Raw genomic sequence first — 23,108 nt, 5'->3', positions numbered from 1 at the left:
AGGCGAAAATCCGACGCAACCCGCCCAATGATCGCCGCGTTGGGGGTGCATCACTGGCGTCCGGCCAGAAGGAGGCCCGATCCGATGCGTATCATGCCCACCCTGATGATTGCCGCCGCCCTGTTCGGGGCTGCTGCCGCCGCCGCCCCGGAGGCATTGGCCGACAACGACCGCAACCGCGGCCGCCATGGCTACAACGACCGCGGCTATCGCGGGCCGCCGCCCGGCTGGCGCCATCGTGGCCCGCCGCCGCGGGCCTATTACCCGGCCCCACGCTACTACGCGCCGCCGCCGGTGTATTACGCGCCGCAGCCCTATTACCGGCCGCCGCCGCCGCCGGGCATCTACTTCCAGTTCTGATGAATGGGGGGTGGGGGCTATGGCCCCCATCGCCTCAATCGCGCCCGACGGTGCATTCGATCTGGCCATGCGGTTCGTCCGTCGGCAGCAAGACCATGTTGTCGTAATCCATGCCGAAGGGCTTGAGGTTGATCGGCACGTAGTGCTTGTTCGGTGCCGCCATGTGGATGTCGATCAATTCCGGCACCGCCGCCAGCGCCGCCATGCCCATGCGGTACAGGCTGTCCTGCACGCTTTCGCTGTAGGTGGTCACGAACACCTTCAGCATGGTCGCCATGATCAGCGCATTCGCCGCCACATGGTCGGCCGGGTCACGCGACCAGCGCCACCGGGCCGCCAGCGCCGTCGCCGCCACCCGGTCGCGGGTTTCGGCCAGGGTCGTGAAGCCGTCCTTGAAGAAATTGTCCCAGCCCGATTCGGTGGACTTCATGAAGGTGAAGCCATCGACGCCGGAGGTGACCGCCATGCCCGCGCGATCCGCCACAACCTCCACCACCGGCTTGCCATTGGCGTCGAGCAGGAAGCCGTGGTCATGCGGCTGGCCATCGACCAGCATGCGCGTCCATTTCGTCTCCTCGGCCGTCACGGTCACGGTTTTGACCTGCGGGTAGTGGTCGAGGAATTTTTGGGCCAGCGCCTTGCAGAAAGGCTCGGTGTCGAGGCCCACATGCTCCCGCGCCACGATGTTGGTCACGTTCTTCACGGTGTCGGTGCAGAGGGCGGCTGAATTGTCCTTGTCGGTCCAGACGCGGCTGAAATCACCGGTGAGCAGCGTCATGACGCTGAGCTCGCGCACCTCATGCCGCGCGGTGTCGCGCTTGATGCGCAGTATTCGTACCCGGCCCTTGCCGTAAGTGCAGTGCAACAGTGCCATGGCGTCGGTCCCCTTTAGCAGGCTGCGGAAAAATGGGGAGGTTGCGCTTTGAAAGGGGCTTCGCCCCTCTCAAACTCTCCCCACCAAGGGGCCGTGGCCCCTTGGAACCCACGATGTTTGGTAAAATGAAGAGAGGGGCATGGTTCGCCCTGGATCAATGGCGCACCCTTGATGCCCCTCTCTTCATTTTACCAATTCCGCCGGTCCAGGGGCGGCGGCCCCTGGTGGGGGTGGTGTGGAAGGGGCGAAGCCCTCTCCACGGCGCCGTCCCCCGCGTTTTTCACCAACCTGTCAGGCGTGTTCGGCCGTAGCAGCGGCTGCCGCCGCCTTGGTCGCGGCCTCATCCGCGCTTTCCAGTCCGTTGAAGAAGGCGTTCAGCAAGACCGCCACGATGGCGCACAGCAGGATGCCCGATTCCATCAGCGGATGCAGGTCGTGCGGCAGATTCTTGAAGAAGGTCGGTGAGACCAGCGGGATCATCCCGAAGCCGACCGAGACCGCGACGACGAACAGATTACCCGAATTGGTCTTGAAATCGACCGAGGTCAGGATGCGCGCCCCGGTCGCCGCCACCATGCCGAACATCACGAGGCCGGCACCGCCGAGCACCACCTGGGGCACGGCCTCGACCAGCGCCGCCATTTTGGGCAGCAGGCCGAGGACCAGCATGATGACGCCGCCCGCGACCGTGACCCAGCGCGACCGCACCCCCGTCACGCCCACCAGCCCGACGTTCTGGGAGAAGGAGGTATAGGGGAATGTGTTGAAGATGCCGCCCAGCAAGGTGCCGACGCCATCCGCCCGCAGGCCGCGCGTCAGGTCGTCCTGGCTGATGCGCCGCCCGGTCATCTCGCCGAGCGCCAGGAACATGCCGAGGGATTCGATCATCACCACGACCATCACGATGCACATCGTCACGATGGGAATGAGGTGGAAGGTCGGCATGCCGAAGTGGAAGGGCAGCACCAGGTCGAACCAGCCGGCCTGGCCGACCTTGTCGAAATGCATCAGCCCGAGCGATGCCGCCAGGATCGAGCCCGCGACGATGCCCAGCAGCACGGCGACGTTGCGGACAAACCCCTGGCCCCATTTCAGCAGGCACAGGATCACCACCAGGACAAAGAGCGCGATGCCCAGCCCCTGCAACTGGCCATAGTTGGGGTTGGCGAAGGCGCCCGGCACGCCATCCACCATCCGCGTCACCGTGGGCTGGCCGCCGCCCGCCCAGTTGATGCCGACCCGCATCAGCGAAATGCCGATCACCAGGATGATCGTGCCCGTCACCACCGGGGGAAACAGCGGCAGCAGCCGGCTGACGAAGGGGGCCACGATGATGCCGAAGATGCCGGCGGCGATGACCGAGCCGAAGATGCCCAAAAGCCCGACCTCCGGCGCCGCCGCCATCGACAGGATCGGCCCGAGCGATGCGAAGGTCACCCCCATCATCACCGGCAGGCGGATGCCCGACCAGGCGATTCCGTAGCTTTGCACCAGGGTCGCCAGGCCGCAGGCGAAAAGGTCGGCGCTGATGAGGAAGGCCACTTCCTCCGGCGACAGGCGCAGGGCGCGGCCGACGATCAGCGGCACCGCGACGGCGCCGGCATACATGACCAGCACGTGTTGCAGGGCCAGCGGCAGCAGCCGTGGCAGCGGCAGTTTCTCATCGACAGGGTGGACGGGGGTGGCCATGCGCATGCTCTCCTCGTGCAAACAGACACGAGCGGCTGCGGGCGAAGGGGCGCGATCGGTGGCGCGATGCCTCCGCCGATGCCGCCGCTCCAATCCCGCAACAATTATCGCCGGATGTTGCTGCGGCGCACAAGAGCCTTGGATTGCCAAACCGCGGGCGCCGGTGGAGCGTGGCGGCATGTGCACTGTTCTTCTGCTGCGCCGCCCCGGCCACGCCTGGCCCCTGCTGCTGGCCGCCAATCGCGACGAACGGCTGGACCGCCCCGCCGATCCGCCCGGCCCCTATTGGGACGGGCTGGTGGGCGGGCGCGACCGGTTGGGCGGCGGGTCCTGGATGGCGATGGGGGCCTGTGGCGTCATCGCCTGCGTGCTGAACCGGGAGGGCAGCCTGGGCCCGGCCCCGGGCAAGGCCAGTCGCGGCGGGCTGCCGTTGCTCGCGGCCGCGGGGCGTGACGCGGCGGAGGGGGCGGCCCGGCTGGTAGCGTTGGATGCTGGGGACTACCGCCCCTTCAACGCCGTGGTCGCCGATCGCCATGCGGCCTTCTTCATCGCCGGGCTGGGCCAGGGGCGGGCGGTGGCGGCGCCGCTGCCCGATGGGCTGTCGATGCTGGCGACGACCTTTCCCGACGATCCCGCCCATCCGCGAATCGCCCGCAACCGCCCGGGCTTCGCCGCCGCCCCCGTGCCCGAACCGCCGGATTGGCGTGCGTGGGAGGCGCTTCTGGCCGATCCGCATGGCGGGCCGCGCGAACAGTTGTTCGTCTTGCCGCGGGATGGGTTCGGGACCGTGTCGTCCAGCCTGTTTGCCTTTGGCCTGCAAAGCCTGTGGCGCTATCGGGACAACGACACGCCCTGGCGCGACATTGCGCTGCCCAGCCCCGCGCGGGCCACGTGTGGCGGTCTTGCGACACCGCTGCTATAGCGCGGCTTGCTTGCTGGGGGGCCCTCCTCCGGCACAGTCGAGGATTCGCGCGCCATGGCACGCCGCCGGCAGGTTTATGAAGGCAAGGCCAAGATCCTGTTCGAGGGACCGGAACCCGGCACCCTTGTGCAGTACTTCAAGGATGATGCCACCGCCTTCAACGCCCAGAAGAAGGGCACCATCACCGGCAAGGGGGTGTTGAACAACCGCATCAGCGAATACCTGATGGTCCGGTTGGCCGAGATCGGCGTGCCGACGCACTTCATCCGCCGGTTGAACATGCGCGAGCAATTGATCCGCGAAGTCGAGATCATTCCGCTTGAAATCGTGGTGCGCAATGTCGCCGCCGGTTCGCTCGCCACACGGCTGGGCATCCAGGAAGGCACCCGCCTGCCGCGCAGCATCGTCGAGTATTACTACAAGAACGATGCGCTGAACGACCCGATGGTGTCGGAAGAACACGTCACCTGCTTCGGTTGGGCCAGCACGCAGGACCTGGACGACATTGTCGCGCTGACCCTGCGCATCAACGACTTCCTGACGGGCCTGTTCCTGGGCGTCGGCATCGTGCTGGTGGACTTCAAGGTCGAATTCGGCCGCCTCTACGAAAACGACGAGATGCGGATCGTGCTGGCCGACGAGATTTCGCCGGACAATTGCCGCCTCTGGGACAGCAAGACCGGCGAGAAGATGGACAAGGACCGCTTCCGCCGCGACCTGGGCAAGGTCGAGGAAGGCTACCAGGAAGTCGCGCGCCGCCTCGGCATCCTGCCGGAAGCGGGCGTCCGTGACCTGAAGGGCCCGGAGTTGATGCAATGAAGGTGCGGGTCACGGTCATGCCGAAAATCGGCGTGCTGGACCCGCAGGGCAAGGCCATCGGCCATGCCCTGGGCGAACTCGGCTTTGCCGGCGTGGGTGAAGTGCTGACCGGCAAGGTCATCGAACTGGACCTGGCCGAGACCGACCCCGCCGCGGCACGCGCCACGGCCGAGGCGATGGCGCGGCGCCTGCTGGCCAATACCGTCATCGAATCCTTCCGGGTCGAGGTCGCCTGACCCCGCCATGATGAAGGCCTCCGTCCTGATCGTGGCGGTGCTGACCGTCCTTATCGCGACGGGGCTGCGTTGGCGCGATGAACGCGTGGCGCAACTGGCGCCCAAGCGCCCGGCGCCGCGCGGGTTGATCGCAGGGCTGAAATACAAGGCCAACCGCTGGGTGACGGCGGCGACCCTGGCGGTCGTTGCCACGCTGGTCATCCTGGGCGGGCTGCATTGGCTGAACGTCTGGTCGGGGTCCACACCATGAACGCTGCCATCATCCTGTTTCCGGGCACCAACCGCGAACGCGACATGGCGATCGCCCTGCAACGCGTGACCGGCAAGAAGCCCGCGATGGTCTTCCATCGCGAGACCGCCCTGCCCCCGGGCACCGACCTGGTGGTGCTGCCCGGCGGCTTCAGCCACGGCGATTACCTGCGCTGCGGCGCGATGGCGGCACTGTCGCCGATCATGGAAGCGGTGAAGCGGTTCGCCGCGCGCGGCGGGCATGTGCTGGGCGTCTGCAACGGCTTCCAGATCCTGTGCGAGGCCGGCTTGCTGCCGGGCGTATTGCTGCGCAACGCCGGGCTGCGCTTCCTGTCGATGGATTGCGTGCTGCGCGTGGAACGCACCGGAACCCCCTTCACCAGCCACTGGCAGAGGGGCGCCACCTTCCGCGCGCCGATGGCGCATGGCGACGGCAATTATTTCGCCGATGACGCGACATTGAACCGGTTGGAGGGCGAAGGACTCGTCGCCTTCCGCTACGCCGACGGCAATCGCAACGGCGCCGCCCGCGACATCGCCGGCATCCTGTCGCCCAACCTGCGCGTGCTGGGGCTGATGCCGCACCCCGAGGACTACGTGGACCCGCTGATGGGCGGCACCGACGGGCTGCCGATGTTCACCAGCCTGGCCGAAAGCATGGTGGCCGCGTAACGCTTCCTTCGCGTTTGGGGGGTAAGGCCAAGCCAGCAACAGCGACAGGTCGCCCGCCGCATGTCCCGACCGATCGGCGATGTGACCAACTGGATGACGATGTTCCGGTGGATCGTGAAACTGATCCGCGACGAATACGGCGTCGAAGAAGCCAAGCTCACCCGCCACGCCCTGCTGGAAACCGAAATCGGCCTGTCGATCGAACAGATCGAGGAAGTGCTGGGCACCATCGGCGACGCCTTCACCCTGCGATTTCCGGACGGCACGCTGGATGAAATCCTGCGGCTGGAAGAACTCTGCATGCTGGCAAGCTGGGTGAAGGGTTTCTACAAACGCCCGGAATTCATCTCCACCGGGTTCGAGGCGACGTGCCGCGGTGCGAACCCGGGGATTGCGTGAGGGGTAAGTATTGGGCGATCGCGCTTTGAAAGGGGCTTCGCCCCTCTCAAACTCTCCCCACCAGGGGCCGCCGCCCCTGGACCGACGCGATGTATTGGTAAAATAAAGCGAGGGGCGTCGTGGTCGCGCCATTGGCGCAACATGCTCCACGCCCCTCGCTTTATTTTACCAAACGCCGTGGGTTCCAAGGGGCCACGGCCCCTTGGTGGGGGAGGTGTGGAGGGGGTGTTCAGACCGGAGAGATGCTTGACGGGTGTTCGGAGACATCCCTGACGGGTCCGATTATCGTTTCTGGCCCGGTGATGTCCACCTCACCCAGCCTGAAGCGCATGAAGTGCAGGCTCAGCACGCCATCCCGCCCCGTCGCACGCAGCGCGATGTCCAGCCCGGCGAAGGCCTGCGACAGCCCGACCATCCTGCCATGCAGCTTGAAGCAGCCATTCGGCCGCACCCGGCGCACCAGGTCGGTCTGGTAGTAGTCGGGCGTCGGCAGCACCTCGGGAAAGCCCTGGCTGCTGGGCCGGTAGCGGCTCGCCGGCACGTCCATGCCCAGCGCCTCATGCGGGCGCTGTTCGTTGTAGACTGGCCGCCAGGCGTTGAACGCCGCCTGGCAGTCGTCCAGGTCGGCGAAGCGCCGGCCCTGCAGCACCTCCACATCCAGCGTGCGGTGGAACCGCTCGTCCTTGCCTTGGGTCTGCGGATGCCGCGGCCGCCCATGCAGGGTCGCCACGCCCAGCCGCATCAGCCAGACCTCGAAGGCGCTGCGCTGCACCGCCAGCCTGCCGGTATGGCCCGTGGCGCCCCAGGGTGAGCCATTGTCGCACAGGATGGCGCCGGGCAGGCCATAGCGGCGGAACAGCGCGGTCAGCCGACCCTGGACCTCGATCAGCGTCTCGCCAGCACAGGCGGCGATGCCCAGGGCGTAGCGCGAATGATCGTCCAGCACGGTCAGCGGGTGGCAGCGCCGGCTGCCGGCCGGGATGTGGCCCTTGAAGTCCATCTGCCACAGCTCGTTCGGGGCTGGGCGTTCAAAGCGGGTCAGGGCGCGATGCCGCTCGGCCTTGATCGGGTCGATCTGGCCGGCACGGCGCAGCACCTGCGTCACCGTCGATGGCGCCGGCACCCCCTCCACGCCCAGGTCGCGCAGCCGCCGCGCCAGCTTGCGCCCGCCCCAGCGCGGGTGCGCCGCGCGCAGGGCAAGCAGCTGCGCCTCGATCTCGGGCGCCACCCGCCTGGGGCTGTCGTGCGGCCGGCGCGAGCGCTCCACGAGGCCCGCATCGCCAACCTCGCGGTGACGCCGCAACAGGGTGAAACCGCTCTGCCGGCTGATGCCAAAGCGACGGCATAACGCCGCCACGCTGACATCGCCGACGCTGGCCAGACGGACGAACTCCCGACGGGTGTCGATCACAGATAACGCCTTCCAGGGCATCGTCCCTCTCCCGAGAAACCAAGCCCAAAAGCGTCAAGCATGTCTCCGAACAGGCGTCAGGGATGTCTCCGGTCTGAACAAGGGGGCGAAGCCCTCTCCACGGCGCAACCTCCCAATACTTACCCCCCGAACACCCGCGCGAACACCGTATCCACCTGGGCGAAGTCGCGGGCCGGGTCCATGGCGGTGTCGAGGGCGGTGGCGTCCAGCACCACGGCGTCGTCGGCCAGCAGGTTGTCGCGGAAGGATTTTCCGTCCGGGGTGCCCAGTTGTTCCCAGGTTGCCATGGCGGCGCGCTGGACGGCGCTGTAGGCGGCTTCGCGGGCGACGCCGGCCTGGGTCAGGGCCAGCAGCACTTTCTGGCTATGCACCACGCCGCCGAGGGATTCGAGGTTGGCGCGCATGCGGTCGGGGTAGATGGTCAGTTTTTCCATCATGCCGGCGCAGCGCATCAGGGCGAAGTCCAGGGTCACGGTCGCGTCGGGGGCAATGCCGCGTTCGACGCTGGAGTGGCTGATGTCGCGCTCATGCCACAGGGCCACGTTTTCCAGCGCCGGGATCACGGCGGCGCGGACCAGGCGGGCCAGGCCCGTCAAATTTTCTGACAACACCGGGTTCCGCTTGTGCGGCATCGCGGAGGAGCCCTTCTGGCCCTTGTGGAAGAACTCCTCGGCTTCCCGCACTTCGGAGCGTTGCAGGTGGCGGACTTCCGTCGCCAGGCGTTCGATGCCGGAGGCGACCACGGCCAGGGCGCAGAAATAGGCGGCGTGGCGATCGCGCGGGATGACCTGGGTGGAGACGGGTTCCGGGCGCAGGCCAAGCTTCTCGGCGACGAAGGCCTCGACGCGGGGATCCACGCTGGCAAAGGTGCCGACGGGGCCGGAGATGGCGCAGGTCGCGATTTCATGCCGCGCCGTGACCAGCCGTTCGCGACCGCGGAAGAATTCGGCGTAGTGCCCGGCGAGCTTGAGGCCGAAGGTCGTCGGTTCGGCGTGGATGCCGTGGCTGCGGCCGATGGTGGGGGTGTGGCGGTGTTCTTCGGCGCGCATCCGCAGGGCGGCCAGCAGCGCGTCCATATCGGCGATCAGCAGGTCGGCGGCGCGGACCATCTGCACGTTCAGGCAGGTGTCCAGCACGTCGGAACTGGTCATGCCCTGGTGCATGAACCGCGCCTCCGGCCCGATGCCTTCGCCGAGCCAGGTCAGGAAGGCGATGACGTCGTGGCGCGTCTCGCGTTCGATCGCGTCGATTCGGTCGAGGTCGGCCTGGCTGATGACGGCGGTGCGGGCCTCGCCCTTCTCGCGGATGGCGCGGGCGGCGTCGGCGGGGATGGTGCCGAGGTTGGCCATCGCCTCGGCGGCCAGGGCCTCGATCTCGAACCAGATGCGGAATCGGGTTTCGGGCGACCAGATCGCGGCCATCTCGGGGCGGGTGTAGCGGGGGATCATGGTCGGCTCCGAAGACTGCCCGCGGCTTTTCGCGCCGGGGGGCGAGGATGGCAACGGGCGTGATTCGCGCCGTCATTTTACATGAACGATAATTCATCTAATCTTTTGACGGGTTGCCGCAGCATTGCGCGGGCGTTATGCGCGGAACAACAACACGGCTGGATACGCACCCATGGATTTCTCCGCCTACATGCCCGAGCTGATCGCGCTCGGTCAGGTGCTGTTCATCGACATTGTGCTGGCCGGTGACAACGCGATCGTCGTCGGCATGGCCGCGGCGGGGCTGCCGGCCGACCAGCGGCGCAAGGCGATCCTTTGGGGCATCGCCGCCGCGACGATCATGCGCATCGGCTTCGCGCTGATCACGACACAGTTGTTGATGATCGTCGGCATCACCCTGGCTGGCGGCGTGCTGCTGCTCTGGGTCTGCTGGAAGATGTATCGCGAGTTGCGCGGCAGCGGCCATGCGGCGCTGGATGCCGAAGGCGAGGCGGTCGAGGCACCGCGCAAGACCCTGCGCCAGGCGATCACGCAGATCCTGGTTGCCGACGTCTCCATGTCGCTGGACAACGTGCTGGCCGTGGCCGGCGCGGCCAAGGACCATCCCTATATCCTGATCTTCGGCCTGGTGGTGTCGGTCGCGCTGATGGGCATCGCGGCCAGCTTCATCGCCAAGCTGCTGGAGCGGCATCGCTGGATCGCCTGGGTCGGGTTGTTCGTCATCCTCTACGTCGCCGGCGCGATGATCTGGGAAGGCACGCATGAGATCGCCGGCCGGGTGCCGGGGGCCTATGCCTTCCTGCTGGTGCCGCTGGGGTTCCTGGCGGTGCCGACGGCCTTCCCTGGATGGGTCTGGGTCGGCGCCACGCTGTTCCAGGTCATTTTCTACGCCGGCGTGGCGGCGGCGGTCGGCACCGTGGTGCGCGACGCGATGCGCAAGCCCGCCGAACACTAGAACCGGCAAGCGCCAGTTCAGGAACACCAACGCCGCCCCCTGGGCGGCGTTGGCATTTCCGGGCCTGACCGCGCCAGGTTGCCGCCAGTTCAGCGGCGCGGGGTTGCCGCTCGTTCAATCCTCCATGCGTATGGCGCCGCCGGCCGCACCGGGCGACTGGCGCCCCGCCGCGAAGACGATATGCAACGCGCCGCAGCCCTGCGTGGCGCGGAACATACGTCGATGCGGAGACATCCATGGAAGCGATGAACGGTTCTTGGACCGGGCTGCTTGAGATCATCTGGCTCAACATTATCCTGTCGGGTGACAATGCCGTGGTGATCGGCCTGGCGGCGGCGGGGTTGCCGGCGCAGCAGCGGGGCCGGGCCGTGCTGTTCGGCGTGGTGGCCGCGGCGGTGCTGCGGATCATCTTTTCGATCTTCGCGACCAAGCTGCTCGAGCTCTGGTGGATCGACCTCGCGGGTGGCCTGGCGCTGCTCTACATCGCCTACGGCTTCTTCCAGGAATTGCGGGAGGAGAAGGACGCGGAGGGGCACCCCACCGACACGACGCATCACGACAAGACGCTGATGCAGGCGCTGTGGCAGATCATCGTCGCCGATGTGTCCATGAGCCTGGACAATGTCCTGGCCGTCGCCGCGGTGGCGCGCGGCAACCTGACCCTGCTGACCGTGGGGCTCGGCATTTCGATCGTCATGATGGGCTTGCTCGGCGGGTTGCTGGCCAAGGTGCTGGAGCGGTATAAGTGGGTCGCGTGGATCGGCCTGGGCCTGATCATTTATATCGCGGCGGTTCTGCTATGGGATGGTCTCATCGCCGCCAATGTTGAATTCTCGCTGGGCCTGCCGGTGCCGGCGCCATCGCATGGGACGACGCATTGAATATAAAGAACGGTGGTACGTGGTGTGGTGGCTTGGCCCTGCTGGTTCTTGCCGGGTGCGCCGCACCCGGTGGGGCGCCAGCCGGGGCGGGCCGGGCCACCGGGCCACGGCCAACGCTTGAAGCGCAGGTCGACCGGCTGCCATCCGACCTGGCCGGGTTCCGCCGTGGGCCGGTGACGGATTTCGAGGCACGTGCCCCCGGCTATGGCCGGGGCGTCGAATACACATCCGGCGGCAGGGCCGCGGTCGCCAGCGTCGCGTTGTATGACCGGGGCCTTGCGACTGTGCCGGCCGACCCGGCCGATCCCGCGATGCTCGCGGAACTGGAAACCGCGGTGCGGGAAGCGACGGCGCTGCCGCCGCGCACCACCGGCCGGGCGCTGGCCGAACAGCGGCGCATGACGGTGCCCGCCCCCGGCGGGCCGGGGCTGGCCTGCGCAGACCTGGCCGGGAATTTCGGGCGGACGCCGATCGAACGGCTGGTCTGCATCGGCGCCGCTGCCGGACGATATGTGAAAATCCAGGTGACGATGCCGGATCGGCGGCCGCCGGTGGCGGATGCGACGGCCTTTGTCGCCGCCGCCGCGGGGGCCGCGCGCGGGGGCTAGGCTTTGCCTGGGTCGTCGAACCCGGCAACATGGCGGGGAACCGCAGCGAGCCTGACCCGATGACGCAGACCCCCCACAGCCCCCCGCGACGCCTGGTCCTGGGGCTGTTGGCGGCACCGGTGCTGCACCGCGCGGCCGGTGCCCAACCGGCCACGCGGTCGGTGCCGATGCCGCAAGCCGATTGGCGGCCGGACCGCCCGCTGCGCCTGGTGCTGCCCTTTGCCGCCGGCGGGCTGACCGACATTCTGGCGCGCGGCTTCGCGCCGCTGCTGACCGCGCGGCTGGGCCAGCCGTCGGTGGTGGAAAACCGTGGCGGCGCGGGTGGCAATATCGCCGCCGAGGCGGTCGCCCGGTCCGCCCCGGATGGCACCACCCTGCTGATCGCGACGCAGGGGGTGATCGCGTTGAACGGGTCGCTCTATGCCCGGCTGCCCTATGATCCGGTGGCGGATTTCGTGCCGTTGGGGATGCTGGGGCGGCAGCCGAACTTGCTGGTGGCCTCGCCCAAGGTTCTGCCGACCGGGGGGCTGGCGGAGTTGCTGGCGCTGGCGCGGCAGAAACCGGGCGGGCTGTCCTATGGCTCGAACGGGGTCGGGTCTTTCACGCATCTGTCGATGGAATTGCTGGCATCCCGCGCGGGGGTGCCGATGACGCATGTGCCCTATCGCGGCTCGGCGCCGATGCTGACCGACCTGGTGGCGGGGACCTTGGACTGCGCTTTTGACGCGCTGGGTACCTCGGCACCGCAGGTCAGGGCGGGGGCGCTGCGGGCGGTGGCGGTGTCGTCGCTGGCGCGGTCGCGCTTCCTGCCGGATGTGCCGGCGGTATCGGAAACCGTCGCGGGTTTCGATGCCAACCCCTGGTATGGAATTTTCGCCCCGACCGCGGCCCCGATGGCCGAGGCCGCCGTGCAATCCGCCCTGGCCGACCCCGCCTGGGCGGCGATCCTGGCCGAGCGCCAGGTCGATGCCTTCCCGGGCGACCGCGCCGCGCTGACCGCCGCCATCGCCGCCGAACGCGCCGTCTGGGCCGAGATCATCCGCGCCACGGGGGCGCGGGCGGATTGATCGGGCCGGCGCTCGCCTGGGCCTGGGACGCAGCGCCGCCTGACCGGGCCCGCTGGCTGCTGCTGGACAGCCTGGGCTGCGCGCTGGCGGGGCTGGGGCATCCCCGGCCGCGTGGGTTTGCGGACGCGCTGGCGCGGTCGATGGCCGGGGGGATCGTGCTGCCTGGCTGCGCCGGGCTGGCGCCGGCGGGGGCCGCCGCCGTGCTGGCCAGCGCGATGTGCTGGGACGAGGCCAACGAAGGCTTGGCGCGCGCCCATGGCCGGCCGGGGCTGGCGACGGCGCCGCTGGCGCTGGCCGCGATCGCGGGGGGTGCGGAGGTCGATGAGGCGGTCGCCGCCTTTGCCGCCGGCTATGAGGTCGCGGGTCGTGCCGGGGAGATTTTCCGGATCAAGCCGGGCATGCATGTCGATGGTTCCTGGCACAGCCTGGGCGCCGCCGTGACCGCGACGCGGCTGGCCGGGGGCGACGTCGCCGCCGCCGGGCGGGCGATGCGGCTGGCGGCGTGCCAGATTCCGTTCAGCCTCTATGCCCCCATCGCGGCGGGGATGGATGGGCGGAACAGTTTTGCGGCGCATGCCGTGCTGCTGGGCCAGATGTGCGCGGCGGCGGCGATGGCCGGGATGGATGCGCCGGAGGAAGGGTTTGCCATCGCCTGCCGCCTGGCCTTGGGTATCGAGACCCCCGCCGCAATGACGCCGCCCGGCGTATGGCTGCTGGCCGAGGCCTATACCAAGCGTTTTGCGGGCGTGCGCCATGCGCATTACGGCGCGGCGGCGGCGCTGGCGCTGCGGGACGAGGTCGAGGCGCCGATCGCGGGTATCGCGCTGCATACCTACCCCGAGGCGCTGCAATATGCCGGTGCGCGGGCGCCCAAAACTGCCATCGCGGCGCAGTTCAGCCTGTCATGGGCGGTCGCGGCGGCACTGCACCAGGGCGACCTCGGCCCGGGCGCCTATACCGACGCGGCCCTGGCCGACCCCGTGCTGCAGGGGTTGGAGGCGCTGGTGGGGCTGCATGAGGACCCCGCCCCCGGCCGCTTCGCGCGGCTGGTGGTGACCCTGGCCGATGGGCGGGTGCTGGAGCACAGCGCGCGGGATGTGCCGATGACCGACGATGACGTGCTGGACAAGTTTTTGGGCTTTGCCCGGCCCAGCCTTGGCCGCGATGGGGCCGAGGCGACGGCGGATACGCTGCTGCGCGGCAATGGCGTCGCGCGGGGGTTTTTGCGCGCTACGGCTTAGGCAGCGTCACCCCCGCCATCGCCTCCCACACCCGGATGACAAAGGCATCGTCCCGCCCGCCCTGCCCCATCCCGCGCGCGGCGACGAACAATTGCATCGCCTGGGCCGCCAGCGGCACCGGCAGGTTTTCCGCCCGGGCCATGTCGGTGACCAGGGTCAGGTCCTTGACGAAAATATCGACCGCCGACTTGGGCGTGTCGTCGCCGGCCAGCACATGCGCCATGCGGTCCTGGAACATCCAGGAATTGCCGGCGGCGGTGGTGACCACGTCGTAGAGAGTCTGGCCGTCGATGCCGGCCTTCAGGCCAAGGGCCATCGCCTCGGCGGCGGCGGCGATGTGCACGCCGGCCAGCAATTGGTGCACCACCTTCATCGTGGTGCCGAGCCCCGGCGCGCGGCCCATGTCGAAGACGCGCTTGGAGATCGCGGCCAGGACCGGGGCTGATTTGGCAAAGGCGTCGTCGGAGCCGGAGGCCATCACCGTCATCTGCCCCGACGCGGCGCCCACGGCGCCGCCCGACACGGGGGCATCCAGATAGAGCAGACCCAAGGCCTCGGCCGAAGCCGCCAATGCCCGCGCATCGGCCGGGGACATGGTGGAGGAGACGATGCAGACCGCCCCCGGCGCCAGATGCGGCGCCGCGCCGTTCGGCCCGAACAACGCGTCGCGCGCCTGGGCGGCGTTGACGACAAAGACCAGGGCGGCGTCCTGGCCGTCCGGCAGCGCCGCGCCATTGGCCACGGCGGCGCCGAAGGCGGTCCGCGCCTCGGCACGCGGATCGACGCCGGTGACCTCCAGCCCCTCCGTCTTCGCCAGGTTCTGGGCCGCGCCCATGCCCATGGTTCCAAGCCCGATCACCGCGACGCGCATGTTTCCACCCCCGCTTGTCGTGCCACGGTGCATTGGTGCCGGCGCGGGTCAAGCCGGCGACCCCTGCGACGGGGAAGCGGTCTATCGGGCGATGTAAGATCTACGCGACGGGAATCCGCGGTTTGCATGGGCAAAGCGTCGGAAAATCTTACGGTCAGCCAAGCGCCTGTCGAAACACATAATTATATCAACACATTGCCGGCAGGCACGGATTCTGCAGCCAGGAGATGTCGCCTTTTGTGGCTTCCTCTTGAAAAAGAGATAATTCTTTGCGGAGATCAACCTGATGCAAATCTTCAACGCTCTCTCGCGAGGCCTGCTCGCCGCCGCCGTGCTCGGCGCCGGGCTGTTCGTCGCCACACCGCAGGCCGAGGCCGGCCCCGTCCAGGTGCGGGACGGCAATGGCGGCGATGTCTTCAACGGCGGCCCCGGATCGCAAAACCTGTCGATCGTGGTGAGCGGCGGCAGCCTCAATGTCGCAGCGGGCGCCTTCGCGCTGCAATACCGCGTCGATCCCGGCCAGACCTGGATCGATTTCCTGACCTACTGCCTCGAACCGGATGAGACACTGGGTATCTCGGGCAGCACGCCGGTCAGCGGCACCCTGCAGAACCTGCTGGCGGACACCGGGGAATATGCCACCACCGCCATCAGGCTCGGCCGCCTCTACCAGACGCATTTCGCGGATTCGCTGACCAGCAGCCTGCGCAGCGCCGCCTTCCAGGTGGCGGTGTGGGAATTGGCGACGGATGGGGCCAGCAACCTTTCGGCCGGCAATTTCCGCCTCAGCACCACGGGCAGCGTCGCCACCCAGGCGGCGGCCTACCTGAACGCGGCCCAGTGGGTCAGCGCGTCGGATGTCGGCGTGATCCTGCGGGTCGGCAACCAGGACCTGATGGTCGCGGTGCCGGAGCCCGCGTCGCTGGCACTGTTCGGCGTGGGCCTGGCGGGCCTGCTGGCGGCGAAGCGCCGGCGTCGCGGCGCGATGCCGGGCTGACCCGCGACGGGGCCGCGCCCGATGGGGCGCGGCCCGCATTCCCCCATCCCCGCGCGCCCGCTACGGTCGGTCATCACGTCGCGCGAGTCCTGCCATGTTCCCCCAAAAGCCCACCATCTGCTTCGCCCATGTCGCCTACCGCCTGGCCGAGCGTTTCGACGCGCGCAACACCGGGCTGCCAGCCTTCCAGGTGACCAGCAAGGCCGAGTTGGACGCGCGCATCGCCGAGGCCGATGTGCTGGTCTGTTCGGGCATGTGGCGCAACGACCTGCCGCCGCTCTCGCCCCGGCTGAAGCTGGTGCAATCGGTCAGCGCCGGCACCGACCAATACGACCGCGCGGTGATCCGCGGCGCCGGCATCCGCCTGGCCAGCGCCCAGGGCGTCAACGCCAATGCGGTCAGCGAACACGCCATCTCGCTGATCCTGGCCATCCTGCGCCGCATCCCGGAGGCACGGGACAACCAGGCCAAGCACTTCTGGCGCGGCATGCAGGGCGATTTTTCCGGCCGCGAGGATGAATGCGGCGGCAAGACCGTGGTGCTGGTGGGCCTGGGCGGCATCGGCGCGCGGATCGGGCGGCTGTGCCAGGCGCTGGGCATGCGCGTGGTCGGCGTGCGCCGCGACCCCTCCGCCGGGGCGGCGGGGATGGAGGAGGTGCATTCCTTCCGCGACCTGAACACCCTGCTGCCGCGTGCCGACTTTTTGGTGCTGGCCTGCCCGCTGACCGACGACACGCGGGGCCTGGTGAACGCGGCGGCGCTGGCGGCGATGAAGCCGACGGCGCGCATCGTGAACGTGGCGCGCGGCCGCGTCGTCGACGAACCCGCGCTGATCGCGGCCCTGCGGGCCGGGCAGATCGCCGGCGCCGCGCTGGACGTGACGGTGGAGGAGCCCCTGCCGGCCGAAAGCCCGCTGTGGGACATGGCCAATGTGCTGATCACCCCCCATAGCGCCGGGGAGACGCACAAGTACGAGGACAACGTGCTGGACCTGATGATGGAGAATATCGCCCGGCTGGCGCGGGGCGAGGATGGCCTGGTGAACCAGATCGTCTGATACGGCCGGGTGCTGCGGCGCGCGCTGCGCCGCAGCAAGCCGGTTGCAGGATTACGCGGAGAGTCATAAAATTACCCTGGCTTCAACGGACCGTCATCGGCCCGCGGCGCCAGGTCACTGCGATCAGGTGATGCGTACATGTCAGCAGCCCCGAAGCCGCCGAACGAGGCCGCTCGCCTGGCGGCACTCCACGCTTATGAAGTGCTCGACAGCGCCTGCGAGGATTCCTTCGACAATATCGCCCGCATGGCGAGCAGGCTGACCGGCAGCCCCATGGCGCTGATCACCCTGATCGATTCGGAACGGCAGTGGCTCAAGGCCCGGGTCGGGGTCGACGTGACCGAGACGCATCGCGACCAGGCCTTCTGTGCTCATGCCCTGCTGGAACCGGACAAGGCCCTGGTGGTCACCGATGCCACCACCGACGCGCGCTTTGCCGATAACCCATTCGTCACGGGTGACCCGAACATCCGCTTCTACGCGGGTGTACCACTGGTCAATCCGGAGGGGTTCGCGCTGGGCACGCTCTGCATCCTCGATCGCTCGCCGCGCGATCTGCCGCCGGATATGCTCGAAACGCTGAAGGGCCTGGGGCAGACGGTCGTCACCACGCTGGAACTCCGCCGGGCGATGATCCGGTCGCGCAACCTCGCCATGACCGATGCGCTCACGGGCCTGGCGAACCGCCCCGCCTTCGTCGAGGCCCTTTGCCGGGCCTTGTCGCAGCAGAAGCGGAGCGGGGCGCCCTTCGCGCTGCTGTATTGCGACCTGGATGGCTTCAAGCGCGTGAATGACGTGCATGGCCATGCCATGGGCGACAGGCTGCTGCGGGAAGTGGCCGACGTCCTGCGCGGCTGCGTTCGGCGCGAGGATACGCCAGCCCGCGTTGGCGGGGACGAGTTCGCCGTTGTCCTGGTGGGCGGCGAGGGTGCGGACACGCATGCCGTCGCCGAGCGGCTGCGCGCCATGGTCAAGGACCACATGGACAAGGCCGGCTGGCCGGTCACCGTATCGATTGGCGCGGTGAGTTTCGTGACGGCGCCGGACGATGAGTCCGAGGCGATCGAGGTCGCGGATGCCTTGATGTATTCGGCGAAGAACAGCGGATCAAATCGCGTGGTGTCCCGCGACTACGACACGGGATCGCGACTCTTGGCCGGGTGACATGTTGCGCGCACGGCCGGGCTTTCCCCGGCCGCGGCGTGAAGGCTAGACCCTCGGGTCCGGGCCGAACCGGTTCGGCCCCGGCGTGCCGGCCAGGAACCCGACCACGACCAGCGCCCAGATCTGCCCGATCAACGGCACCAGCGCGATCAGCACCCACCAGCCGGATTTGTCGCGGTCGTGCCAGCGCTTCACCTGCGCCGCCAGCCCGGCCCAGAGGTTCACCAGCCCGACCACGATCATGAACGGCCCCATGCCATAGGCCGCGACGCCGTAGCCATCCTCGGGCGCGATATCCTTCAGCGTGATGAAGCCCAAGGTTGCATCCAATGCGGTCGCGGCCGCATGCGCCACGATCAGTGGCAGCACGTAGAGCAGCCAGAAATGCCGGCGGCGAAGCCGGCCCTGGAAGCTGAACCATTGGCTGATGGTCATGGTGCCTGTCCCGGTTGTGTGCCGGCACATCAGCACGCGCGTGGTCGTTGCGCCATCCGCATGGGGTATCACACCGCCGCCATCGGCGGGTGTCCGGCGATCTCGCGCACCAGCTTGCGCCGCATCGCCGTGGCGAAATCGCCAAAGCCGTGGGTCTCCAGGACAAAGGCTCCTTGCCCGCCAATGACCGTGTCGCGGAAATAATCCGCAAGCCGCCCGGGGGGTGCGACGCCGCCCAGCCGGGGATCGGTGCCCTCGATCACCAGGCCGTTGATGGTGACGCCCAGGTCCAGCGCCTGGTCGCGAAGCGCCTCGACCGGGCGGCCGCTGTTGTTCACGCCATCGCCGGAGATGTCGATGACCCGACGCGTCGCGGGCCAGGGCAATGCGGCCAGCAGCCGCAGGGCGCTGTCGATCCCGCCGGAAATCGAGGTGCCCCGGCGCCGGCCTGGCGGCGGCAGCGGCGCCCGGGCCAGGGCATCGGCCCAGGTGGCGGCGCTGGAGGGGCCGTCGATGCGCGCCCAGGGCAGCACGACCTGCTGGAACTCCAGCCCCGACCAGTCGATCCAGGCGACGGCGATGGCCCCGTGGGTGCCAGCGGCGACGCGGCCCAGCACCTCGGCGCCGGTCAGGGCGGCGCGGCAGCCGTCGCGTTGCAGCAAGACCTCGTCATCATCCATGGAACTGGAGACATCGGCGGCAAGGACCAGCGCCACATCCACCGGGTGGTGTCGCGCAACGCCGCGGGCCCAGGCGCCGCCCGGCAAGGCCGCGGCGACAAAAGCGCGCCGATGCATGGCCGCCTCCCTCCATTGGCAGATTGCGCGGCGGGAGGGCGGCGCGAACATGACCGGGCGTCGGTTTGTCTTGCCCAGGCGTCCGGGATCGTGATCCCCTTCCCGCGCGTTTCCCCGATGTCCTGCCGCCGCACAGCAAGGAGCAATCGCGTGGAGATCCTGTCGGAGACCCTGGGCGCGGTCCGGCTCGCCGGCGCGATGTTCCGCGAGGTTACGGCGACGCCGCCCTGGGTGATGGACTGCCCGCCGATGCAAGCGGTTCTCCCGCCCGGGACCGGGCCTGTCATCGGGCTGCATGCCCTGCTGTCAGGGGCCTGCTGGGCCGAATTCGACCCACCCGCGCCTGCGCTGCGGTTGCGGCCCGGCGACCTGCTGTTGGTGGTTGGCGGGGTTCGGCACCGGCTGTGTTCGGCGCCGGGACTACGGCCGGGGCGTGGCGTCGCGCAACAGGGGGACGGTGGGGTTGGCGCCCGCTTCGTCTGCGGCAGCCTGGGCTGCGCGGCCGTCGATCCCTTGCTCGATGCCCTGCCGCGAATCCTCCTCTCGCGCGGGCGGGCCGGCTGGGTGGCACAACTGCTGCGCCAGGCGCTTGGGGAAAGCCAGGCGCGGCGGCGGGGCTGCGAGATCGTGCTGGCCCGGCTGGGTGAACTGCTGGTCGTCGAGGCCCTGCGCGGGGCGTTGGAACCCCTGCCGCAGGCGTCATCGCCGGGCGACCGGCATGTCGCCGCGGCCCTGCGCCTGATCCACGCCCGCCCGGCCGAGGCCTGGACCCTGGCGCGCCTGGCGCGGGACATCGGGATGTCGCGCTCGGTCCTGGCCGAGCGCTTCGCCCGCATCGTCCATGTGCCGCCGATGCACTACCTGGGCCAGTGGCGGCTGCGACAGGCGGCGCGCCTGCTCAGACAACCCGGCGTCAGCGTCGCGCAGGTGGCCGAACAGGTCGGCTACACGTCAGACGCCGCCTTCAGCCGCGCCTTCAAGAAGTTGACCGGCAGCGCGCCCGGCGCCTGGCGCCGCGGCCCGCGTCAGAACCGCGCCGAGAGGCTGAGCGACCCAAACACCTGCATGCCGTTCTGGCCGTAGAATTCTTCCGACCGGACGATCTGGGTATAGGCCAGGCGCATGCCGCGCCAGATCACCGCGGCGCCCACCTGCAAATCCGCGACGAAGGGGCGCTTGTCGACGCGCGGCCCGTCCTGCCAGGTATTGCCGTCCAGGAAGATGTCGCGGCCGATGACGCGGCCCTCGGCGCCGAGGAAGGCATACCAGCCGAATTCCTCGCGCGGGGACAGGAAGGCCGATCCCGCCAGGGCCGGGCGGATGCGGACGGGGCCCCAGTCGGTTTCCAGCGCCGTGCCGATGCGCCACATCGCGCCGACGGACCCGTAGATCGCGCCATTGCCGACGGAGCCCGCGGCCTCCGGGATGATTTCGGTGGGGATGGTGAACAGGGGGGCCAGCGGCACGCGCCAGCGGCGTTCGGCCAGCACGTCGATCACCGGTTCGTCCTTCAACTGGTAGTCCCAGCCATTGGCGCGATCGATGTTGAAGATGCGGTGCCAGCCGTTCTGTGCCTGCTCGGCCAGGGCCGATGGCCCGACCACGCCGGCCTGGAGTTCCAGGATCGTCTGGGTCAGTTCCGTCTGCCGGCTGAGCGTGAAGGCGCCATACAGATGCCCGGCATAGGGCCGGTCGTTCGGATCGGGCACGTTCGCCGCCGTGTCCTCCGGCGTGTAGATATTCTGGCCGAGCGAGACGCCCCAGCGCAGGCTGCCAGGCCCCATCAGCCAGTCGAGGTTGCGGTTGGCCCAGGCGAAGGGCCCTGGCAGGTTGGCGCTCGGCGAGCTCCAGGTCAGCAACAGGCCGTTGGTGTAGTTGCGGTCGGATCCGCCGCCGAACAGGTCGTTTTCCGCGGTGAAACTCAGCGTGCCGCGCGGGTCGGGCGCCGGGACTTGGTCGGGCGGCAGGGTCGGCACCAGGTCCGGCAGGCTGGGCAGCAGGCTGGTCTGGGCCATCGCGGGATTCGGGGCGGGGGCCGCCGCGAGGGGCGGCAGCAGGGCAAGCGCCCAGGCAAGGCGGCGCATGGGCGCATGTCTCCGTAAGTCTTCCGTCGCAACGCGTGGCGTCGGGGGTGGTTGCCGGGGCTTATGCGCGCGGATGCGGCCCAGGCACAGCCACCCGCCGCGGCGCCAGCAGTGCCAGCCCGCCATCGGCCGCCGGCGCCAGCCCGTGCAGCCAGAAATAGCGCCCTTCCCCATCCGGCGTGCCCATCACCGGCGAAGGCGCGGACAGGATGCGCACCGCGCCGCAACGACCCATCCAATCGACGTGGCGGTGCCCATGCAGCGCCACGATGCGCGGCGCCACGCGGCGCAGCCGTTGCAGCACCCAGTGCCCGTTCACCAGCGCCGTGCCGATGCGCTCGGCGAGCGAGGCACCGGGGCGCGGGTATTCCACCAGATGGTGGTGCAGCGCGATCAGCCAGCGCGCGGCGGGGAATTGCGCCATCGCAGCCTCGGCCGCGTGGAGTTGCGCGGCACCGACCAGGCCGAGCGCGTTGGTGAAGGAAAAATGCGTCTCCGCGTTGCTGTCCAGCAGCAGCACGCCCAGCCCATCGGGGGTGGCGGGGGGCACGACCATCGGGAAGGCGTCGTTCCAGATGTTGCGCGCCCGCAGGCCGGCGCGGACACCGCCCTGGTTCATGAAACCGGTCAGGGCGGCGCCCCTGCCCTCGGCGGCCAGGAAACCGTCGAGCGTGGGGCCGATGCGCCGGCGCTTGTGGTCCATCACATGCACCCGCCCCCCTTGCAGCCGCGCCATGGCCGAGAGCATGCGCCCCCGCCGCAGCGCGCCGCCCGGCCCGATCGGCAGTTCCAGCCGGGCGGGGTTGGCGCGGTCCACGATGTTCACGTCGTGATTGCCCGGGATGACCAGCACGCGGTCGCGCAGGCCCGGATGGGCGGCCATCGCCTCATCAAAGGCGATGAATTCGGCGTTGCGTCCGGCGTCGGTGATGTCGCCGGTGATCAGCACCCAGTCGATTTTCTGGCGGGCGTCCTCGGCTTCGATGGCGGCCAGGGTGCGGTCCACGGATTCATTGCCGCGCGGCCCGTCGCGGCCGCATTCCAGGCGGAAGCCGTAGCGGTCGCCGACCATGTGGATGTCGGACAGGTGCGCGACACGCCAATGGGGCGTGCCGGGTTCGGGGGAAAGATCCTGCGGCGTGCCGGCCAGGGCCTCGGCGATGGACCAGGCGGGGGCGCCGATCATCAGGTAGACGGCGATGAACCAGATGCCGTTGTTCAGGCTGTCGCGCAGGGCCTGGGCCAGCACGGCGGGGGTCAGGTCATCGACCAGCACGGTCGGCAGCGGGCCGGCGCGCCAGGCGATGGCGGCGGCCGCCAGCGCGATCAGCGCGCCCGCGACCAGCCCCGCCACGCGGCGCGTGCCGGACAGGGTGCCGCGGCGCCAGGCGGCCTCGATCGCCAGGCGCACGAGTTCGCGCACCGCCATGTAGAGCGGCTGCACCAGCCCCGCGTTCAGCGCCCAGAAATTGCGCTCGACCACCAGGAACAACCCGGCGCCCCAGCGCCAGGCGACCAGCCCCGCGATGGCGCAAAACGCCAGGACCGAGAGGATGCGGCCGAAGTCGGAGACCTGGTTCCACACCGCCTGGGAGAACCACAGCGCGATCTTCGGCGCGGCGCCGAGCAGCACGGCGGGGACCACCAGCAGCAGCACCGCCGCCAGCACGAGTTTCGGCAGGCTGATCTCCAGCAGCATGCGGGAGGCGTGGCCGAGCAGGGAATGATGGCTGGTGCTGGAGGCATCATCCTCCAGGTCGCCATCGCGCGGATCGGGCAGGTGCATGGACAAGCGGCCTCCGATCTCGCACCGCCGGCCGCTTCTAGATCAGGTTGGGGGGAAGGCCGAGG

Annotated in this window: 25 protein-coding genes; 16 read left to right on the top strand and 9 right to left on the bottom strand. The window is 69.2% G+C overall.

The features are described from left to right. Positions 1-84 precede the first annotated feature (84 nt). Positions 85-360 (top strand): hypothetical protein, encoded by a 276-nt coding sequence (locus tag ACQW02_RS02900; protein ID WP_431283777.1) that lies wholly within the window; start codon positions 85-87, stop codon positions 358-360. Between the two features lie 34 nt (positions 361-394). Here ACQW02_RS02900 and pucL read toward each other — a convergent pair whose 3' ends face one another. Further along, positions 395-1,234: a factor-independent urate hydroxylase gene (gene pucL / locus ACQW02_RS02895; RefSeq protein ID WP_431283776.1), complete on the bottom strand. Its 840-nt coding sequence runs from the start codon at positions 1,232-1,234 to the stop codon at positions 395-397. Between the two features lie 291 nt (positions 1,235-1,525). Then, complete coding sequence (locus ACQW02_RS02890; protein ID WP_431283775.1) at positions 1,526-2,923, bottom strand: nucleobase:cation symporter-2 family protein; 1,398 nt, start codon at positions 2,921-2,923, stop codon at positions 1,526-1,528. Positions 2,924-3,101: 178 nt separating this feature from the next. On the opposite strand from ACQW02_RS02890, the gene ACQW02_RS02885 reads away from it, so the two are divergent. The 6 genes from ACQW02_RS02885 to ACQW02_RS02860 are packed head-to-tail and all read left to right on the top strand — an operon-like array spanning position 3,102 to position 6,220. Then, positions 3,102-3,845: an NRDE family protein gene (locus ACQW02_RS02885; RefSeq protein ID WP_431283774.1), complete on the top strand. Its 744-nt coding sequence runs from the start codon at positions 3,102-3,104 to the stop codon at positions 3,843-3,845. 54 nt (positions 3,846-3,899) lie between these two features. After that, entirely contained in the window at positions 3,900-4,664 is a 765-nt protein-coding gene (purC, locus tag ACQW02_RS02880) for a phosphoribosylaminoimidazolesuccinocarboxamide synthase (protein WP_431283773.1), read from the top strand. Then, positions 4,661-4,900 (top strand): phosphoribosylformylglycinamidine synthase subunit PurS, encoded by a 240-nt coding sequence (purS, locus tag ACQW02_RS02875; RefSeq protein ID WP_431283772.1) that lies wholly within the window; start codon positions 4,661-4,663, stop codon positions 4,898-4,900. Before purC ends, purS begins: the two co-directional genes overlap by 4 nt. Before the next feature lie 7 nt (positions 4,901-4,907). Further along, the gene (locus ACQW02_RS02870; protein WP_431283771.1) at positions 4,908-5,150 is read left to right on the top strand and encodes a hypothetical protein; all 243 of its coding nucleotides are present in this window, start codon (positions 4,908-4,910) and stop codon (positions 5,148-5,150) included. Then, entirely contained in the window at positions 5,147-5,821 is a 675-nt protein-coding gene (gene purQ / locus ACQW02_RS02865) for a phosphoribosylformylglycinamidine synthase subunit PurQ (RefSeq protein ID WP_431283770.1), read from the top strand. Before ACQW02_RS02870 ends, purQ begins: the two co-directional genes overlap by 4 nt. A gap of 60 nt (positions 5,822-5,881) precedes the next feature. Next, the gene (locus ACQW02_RS02860) at positions 5,882-6,220 is read left to right on the top strand and encodes an acyl carrier protein (RefSeq protein WP_431283769.1); all 339 of its coding nucleotides are present in this window, start codon (positions 5,882-5,884) and stop codon (positions 6,218-6,220) included. A 229-nt stretch (positions 6,221-6,449) separates the two neighbouring features. Here ACQW02_RS02860 and ACQW02_RS02855 read toward each other — a convergent pair whose 3' ends face one another. Together ACQW02_RS02855 and purB are read right to left on the bottom strand one after the other, a co-directional pair. Then, positions 6,450-7,631, bottom strand: coding sequence for an IS481 family transposase (locus ACQW02_RS02855; protein WP_431282423.1), 1,182 nt, complete (start codon positions 7,629-7,631; stop codon positions 6,450-6,452). A 140-nt stretch (positions 7,632-7,771) separates the two neighbouring features. Then, the gene (purB, locus tag ACQW02_RS02850) at positions 7,772-9,100 is read right to left on the bottom strand and encodes an adenylosuccinate lyase (protein WP_431283768.1); all 1,329 of its coding nucleotides are present in this window, start codon (positions 9,098-9,100) and stop codon (positions 7,772-7,774) included. Positions 9,101-9,272: 172 nt separating this feature from the next. Between purB and ACQW02_RS02845 the strand changes: the two genes are divergently transcribed. The 5 genes from ACQW02_RS02845 (at position 9,273) to ACQW02_RS02825 (ending at position 13,852) form a co-directional block, all read left to right on the top strand. Further along, positions 9,273-10,055, top strand: a complete 783-nt coding sequence (locus tag ACQW02_RS02845) for a TerC family protein (RefSeq protein WP_431283767.1) — start codon at positions 9,273-9,275, stop codon at positions 10,053-10,055. A gap of 236 nt (positions 10,056-10,291) precedes the next feature. Next, positions 10,292-10,936 (top strand): TerC family protein, encoded by a 645-nt coding sequence (locus tag ACQW02_RS02840; RefSeq protein ID WP_431283766.1) that lies wholly within the window; start codon positions 10,292-10,294, stop codon positions 10,934-10,936. A gap of 32 nt (positions 10,937-10,968) precedes the next feature. Further along, positions 10,969-11,544 carry a hypothetical protein gene (locus ACQW02_RS02835; protein ID WP_431283765.1) on the top strand — a complete coding sequence of 192 codons (576 nt, stop codon included), beginning with the start codon at positions 10,969-10,971 and terminating at the stop codon, positions 11,542-11,544. Positions 11,545-11,603: 59 nt separating this feature from the next. Next, the gene (locus tag ACQW02_RS02830; protein WP_431283764.1) at positions 11,604-12,611 is read left to right on the top strand and encodes a Bug family tripartite tricarboxylate transporter substrate binding protein; all 1,008 of its coding nucleotides are present in this window, start codon (positions 11,604-11,606) and stop codon (positions 12,609-12,611) included. Then, positions 12,608-13,852: an MmgE/PrpD family protein gene (locus tag ACQW02_RS02825; protein WP_431283763.1), complete on the top strand. Its 1,245-nt coding sequence runs from the start codon at positions 12,608-12,610 to the stop codon at positions 13,850-13,852. Before ACQW02_RS02830 ends, ACQW02_RS02825 begins: the two co-directional genes overlap by 4 nt. Here ACQW02_RS02825 and ltnD read toward each other — a convergent pair. Then, complete coding sequence (gene ltnD, locus ACQW02_RS02820) at positions 13,842-14,723, bottom strand: L-threonate dehydrogenase (RefSeq protein ID WP_431283762.1); 882 nt, start codon at positions 14,721-14,723, stop codon at positions 13,842-13,844. The genes ACQW02_RS02825 and ltnD overlap by 11 nt on opposite strands. Before the next feature lie 286 nt (positions 14,724-15,009). Here ltnD and ACQW02_RS02815 point away from each other — a divergent pair, with 286 nt between their 5' ends. The 3 genes from ACQW02_RS02815 to ACQW02_RS02805 all read left to right on the top strand — a co-directional run bounded on the left by ACQW02_RS02815 (position 15,010) and on the right by ACQW02_RS02805 (position 17,941). Beyond that, entirely contained in the window at positions 15,010-15,720 is a 711-nt protein-coding gene (locus tag ACQW02_RS02815) for a PEP-CTERM sorting domain-containing protein (RefSeq protein WP_431283761.1), read from the top strand. Positions 15,721-15,814: 94 nt separating this feature from the next. Beyond that, complete coding sequence (locus ACQW02_RS02810; RefSeq protein WP_431283760.1) at positions 15,815-16,777, top strand: D-2-hydroxyacid dehydrogenase; 963 nt, start codon at positions 15,815-15,817, stop codon at positions 16,775-16,777. 138 nt (positions 16,778-16,915) lie between these two features. Next, positions 16,916-17,941, top strand: a complete 1,026-nt coding sequence (locus ACQW02_RS02805; RefSeq protein WP_431283759.1) for a diguanylate cyclase — start codon at positions 16,916-16,918, stop codon at positions 17,939-17,941. A 45-nt stretch (positions 17,942-17,986) separates the two neighbouring features. Here the strand turns inward: ACQW02_RS02805 and ACQW02_RS02800 are convergent, their stop codons facing one another. Beyond that, complete coding sequence (locus ACQW02_RS02800) at positions 17,987-18,376, bottom strand: DUF805 domain-containing protein (RefSeq protein ID WP_431283758.1); 390 nt, start codon at positions 18,374-18,376, stop codon at positions 17,987-17,989. Positions 18,377-18,444: 68 nt separating this feature from the next. Next, positions 18,445-19,173: a DUF1194 domain-containing protein gene (locus ACQW02_RS02795; protein WP_431283757.1), complete on the bottom strand. Its 729-nt coding sequence runs from the start codon at positions 19,171-19,173 to the stop codon at positions 18,445-18,447. 150 nt (positions 19,174-19,323) lie between these two features. Between ACQW02_RS02795 and ACQW02_RS02790 the strand changes: the two genes are divergently transcribed. Further along, positions 19,324-20,256, top strand: a complete 933-nt coding sequence (locus ACQW02_RS02790; protein WP_431283756.1) for an AraC family transcriptional regulator — start codon at positions 19,324-19,326, stop codon at positions 20,254-20,256. On the opposite strand, the gene ACQW02_RS02785 is transcribed toward ACQW02_RS02790, so the two are convergent. Both ACQW02_RS02785 and ACQW02_RS02780 read right to left on the bottom strand, forming a co-directional pair. Continuing rightward, positions 20,199-21,257 (bottom strand): lipid A deacylase LpxR family protein, encoded by a 1,059-nt coding sequence (locus ACQW02_RS02785; protein ID WP_431283755.1) that lies wholly within the window; start codon positions 21,255-21,257, stop codon positions 20,199-20,201. The two genes, ACQW02_RS02790 and ACQW02_RS02785, sit on opposite strands and share 58 nt — an antisense overlap. A gap of 61 nt (positions 21,258-21,318) precedes the next feature. Continuing rightward, positions 21,319-23,043: a metallophosphoesterase family protein gene (locus ACQW02_RS02780; protein WP_431283754.1), complete on the bottom strand. Its 1,725-nt coding sequence runs from the start codon at positions 23,041-23,043 to the stop codon at positions 21,319-21,321. Between the last annotated feature and the right edge of the window lie 65 nt (positions 23,044-23,108).

Source organism: Humitalea sp. 24SJ18S-53 (assembly GCF_050632385.1).
Taxonomy (GTDB): domain Bacteria; phylum Pseudomonadota; class Alphaproteobacteria; order Acetobacterales; family Acetobacteraceae; genus Humitalea.
The sequence above is the reverse complement of the archived record's forward strand: the minus strand, read 5'-3'. Positions and strand labels throughout refer to the sequence as shown.

What these genes read in the sequence shown, in the direction of transcription:
- ACQW02_RS02870 (WP_431283771.1), top strand. Translation starts at nt 4,908, where the DNA reads ATGATGAAGGCCTCCGTCCTGATCGTGGCGGTGCTGACCGTCCTTATC.
- ltnD (WP_431283762.1), bottom strand. Translation starts at nt 14,723, where the DNA reads ATGCGCGTCGCGGTGATCGGGCTTGGAACCATGGGCATGGGCGCGGCC.
- ACQW02_RS02885 (WP_431283774.1), top strand. Translation starts at nt 3,102, where the DNA reads ATGTGCACTGTTCTTCTGCTGCGCCGCCCCGGCCACGCCTGGCCCCTG.
- pucL (WP_431283776.1), bottom strand. Translation starts at nt 1,234, where the DNA reads ATGGCACTGTTGCACTGCACTTACGGCAAGGGCCGGGTACGAATACTG.
- purC (WP_431283773.1), top strand. Translation starts at nt 3,900, where the DNA reads ATGGCACGCCGCCGGCAGGTTTATGAAGGCAAGGCCAAGATCCTGTTC.
- purQ (WP_431283770.1), top strand. Translation starts at nt 5,147, where the DNA reads ATGAACGCTGCCATCATCCTGTTTCCGGGCACCAACCGCGAACGCGAC.
- ACQW02_RS02805 (WP_431283759.1), top strand. Translation starts at nt 16,916, where the DNA reads ATGTCAGCAGCCCCGAAGCCGCCGAACGAGGCCGCTCGCCTGGCGGCA.
- ACQW02_RS02890 (WP_431283775.1), bottom strand. Translation starts at nt 2,923, where the DNA reads ATGGCCACCCCCGTCCACCCTGTCGATGAGAAACTGCCGCTGCCACGG.
- ACQW02_RS02900 (WP_431283777.1), top strand. Translation starts at nt 85, where the DNA reads ATGCGTATCATGCCCACCCTGATGATTGCCGCCGCCCTGTTCGGGGCT.
- ACQW02_RS02815 (WP_431283761.1), top strand. Translation starts at nt 15,010, where the DNA reads ATGCAAATCTTCAACGCTCTCTCGCGAGGCCTGCTCGCCGCCGCCGTG.
- ACQW02_RS02800 (WP_431283758.1), bottom strand. Translation starts at nt 18,376, where the DNA reads ATGACCATCAGCCAATGGTTCAGCTTCCAGGGCCGGCTTCGCCGCCGG.
- purS (WP_431283772.1), top strand. Translation starts at nt 4,661, where the DNA reads ATGAAGGTGCGGGTCACGGTCATGCCGAAAATCGGCGTGCTGGACCCG.
- ACQW02_RS02830 (WP_431283764.1), top strand. Translation starts at nt 11,604, where the DNA reads ATGACGCAGACCCCCCACAGCCCCCCGCGACGCCTGGTCCTGGGGCTG.
- ACQW02_RS02860 (WP_431283769.1), top strand. Translation starts at nt 5,882, where the DNA reads ATGTCCCGACCGATCGGCGATGTGACCAACTGGATGACGATGTTCCGG.
- ACQW02_RS02780 (WP_431283754.1), bottom strand. Translation starts at nt 23,043, where the DNA reads ATGCACCTGCCCGATCCGCGCGATGGCGACCTGGAGGATGATGCCTCC.
- ACQW02_RS02845 (WP_431283767.1), top strand. Translation starts at nt 9,273, where the DNA reads ATGGATTTCTCCGCCTACATGCCCGAGCTGATCGCGCTCGGTCAGGTG.
- ACQW02_RS02795 (WP_431283757.1), bottom strand. Translation starts at nt 19,173, where the DNA reads ATGCATCGGCGCGCTTTTGTCGCCGCGGCCTTGCCGGGCGGCGCCTGG.
- ACQW02_RS02785 (WP_431283755.1), bottom strand. Translation starts at nt 21,257, where the DNA reads ATGCGCCGCCTTGCCTGGGCGCTTGCCCTGCTGCCGCCCCTCGCGGCG.
- ACQW02_RS02840 (WP_431283766.1), top strand. Translation starts at nt 10,292, where the DNA reads ATGGAAGCGATGAACGGTTCTTGGACCGGGCTGCTTGAGATCATCTGG.
- ACQW02_RS02810 (WP_431283760.1), top strand. Translation starts at nt 15,815, where the DNA reads ATGTTCCCCCAAAAGCCCACCATCTGCTTCGCCCATGTCGCCTACCGC.
- purB (WP_431283768.1), bottom strand. Translation starts at nt 9,100, where the DNA reads ATGATCCCCCGCTACACCCGCCCCGAGATGGCCGCGATCTGGTCGCCC.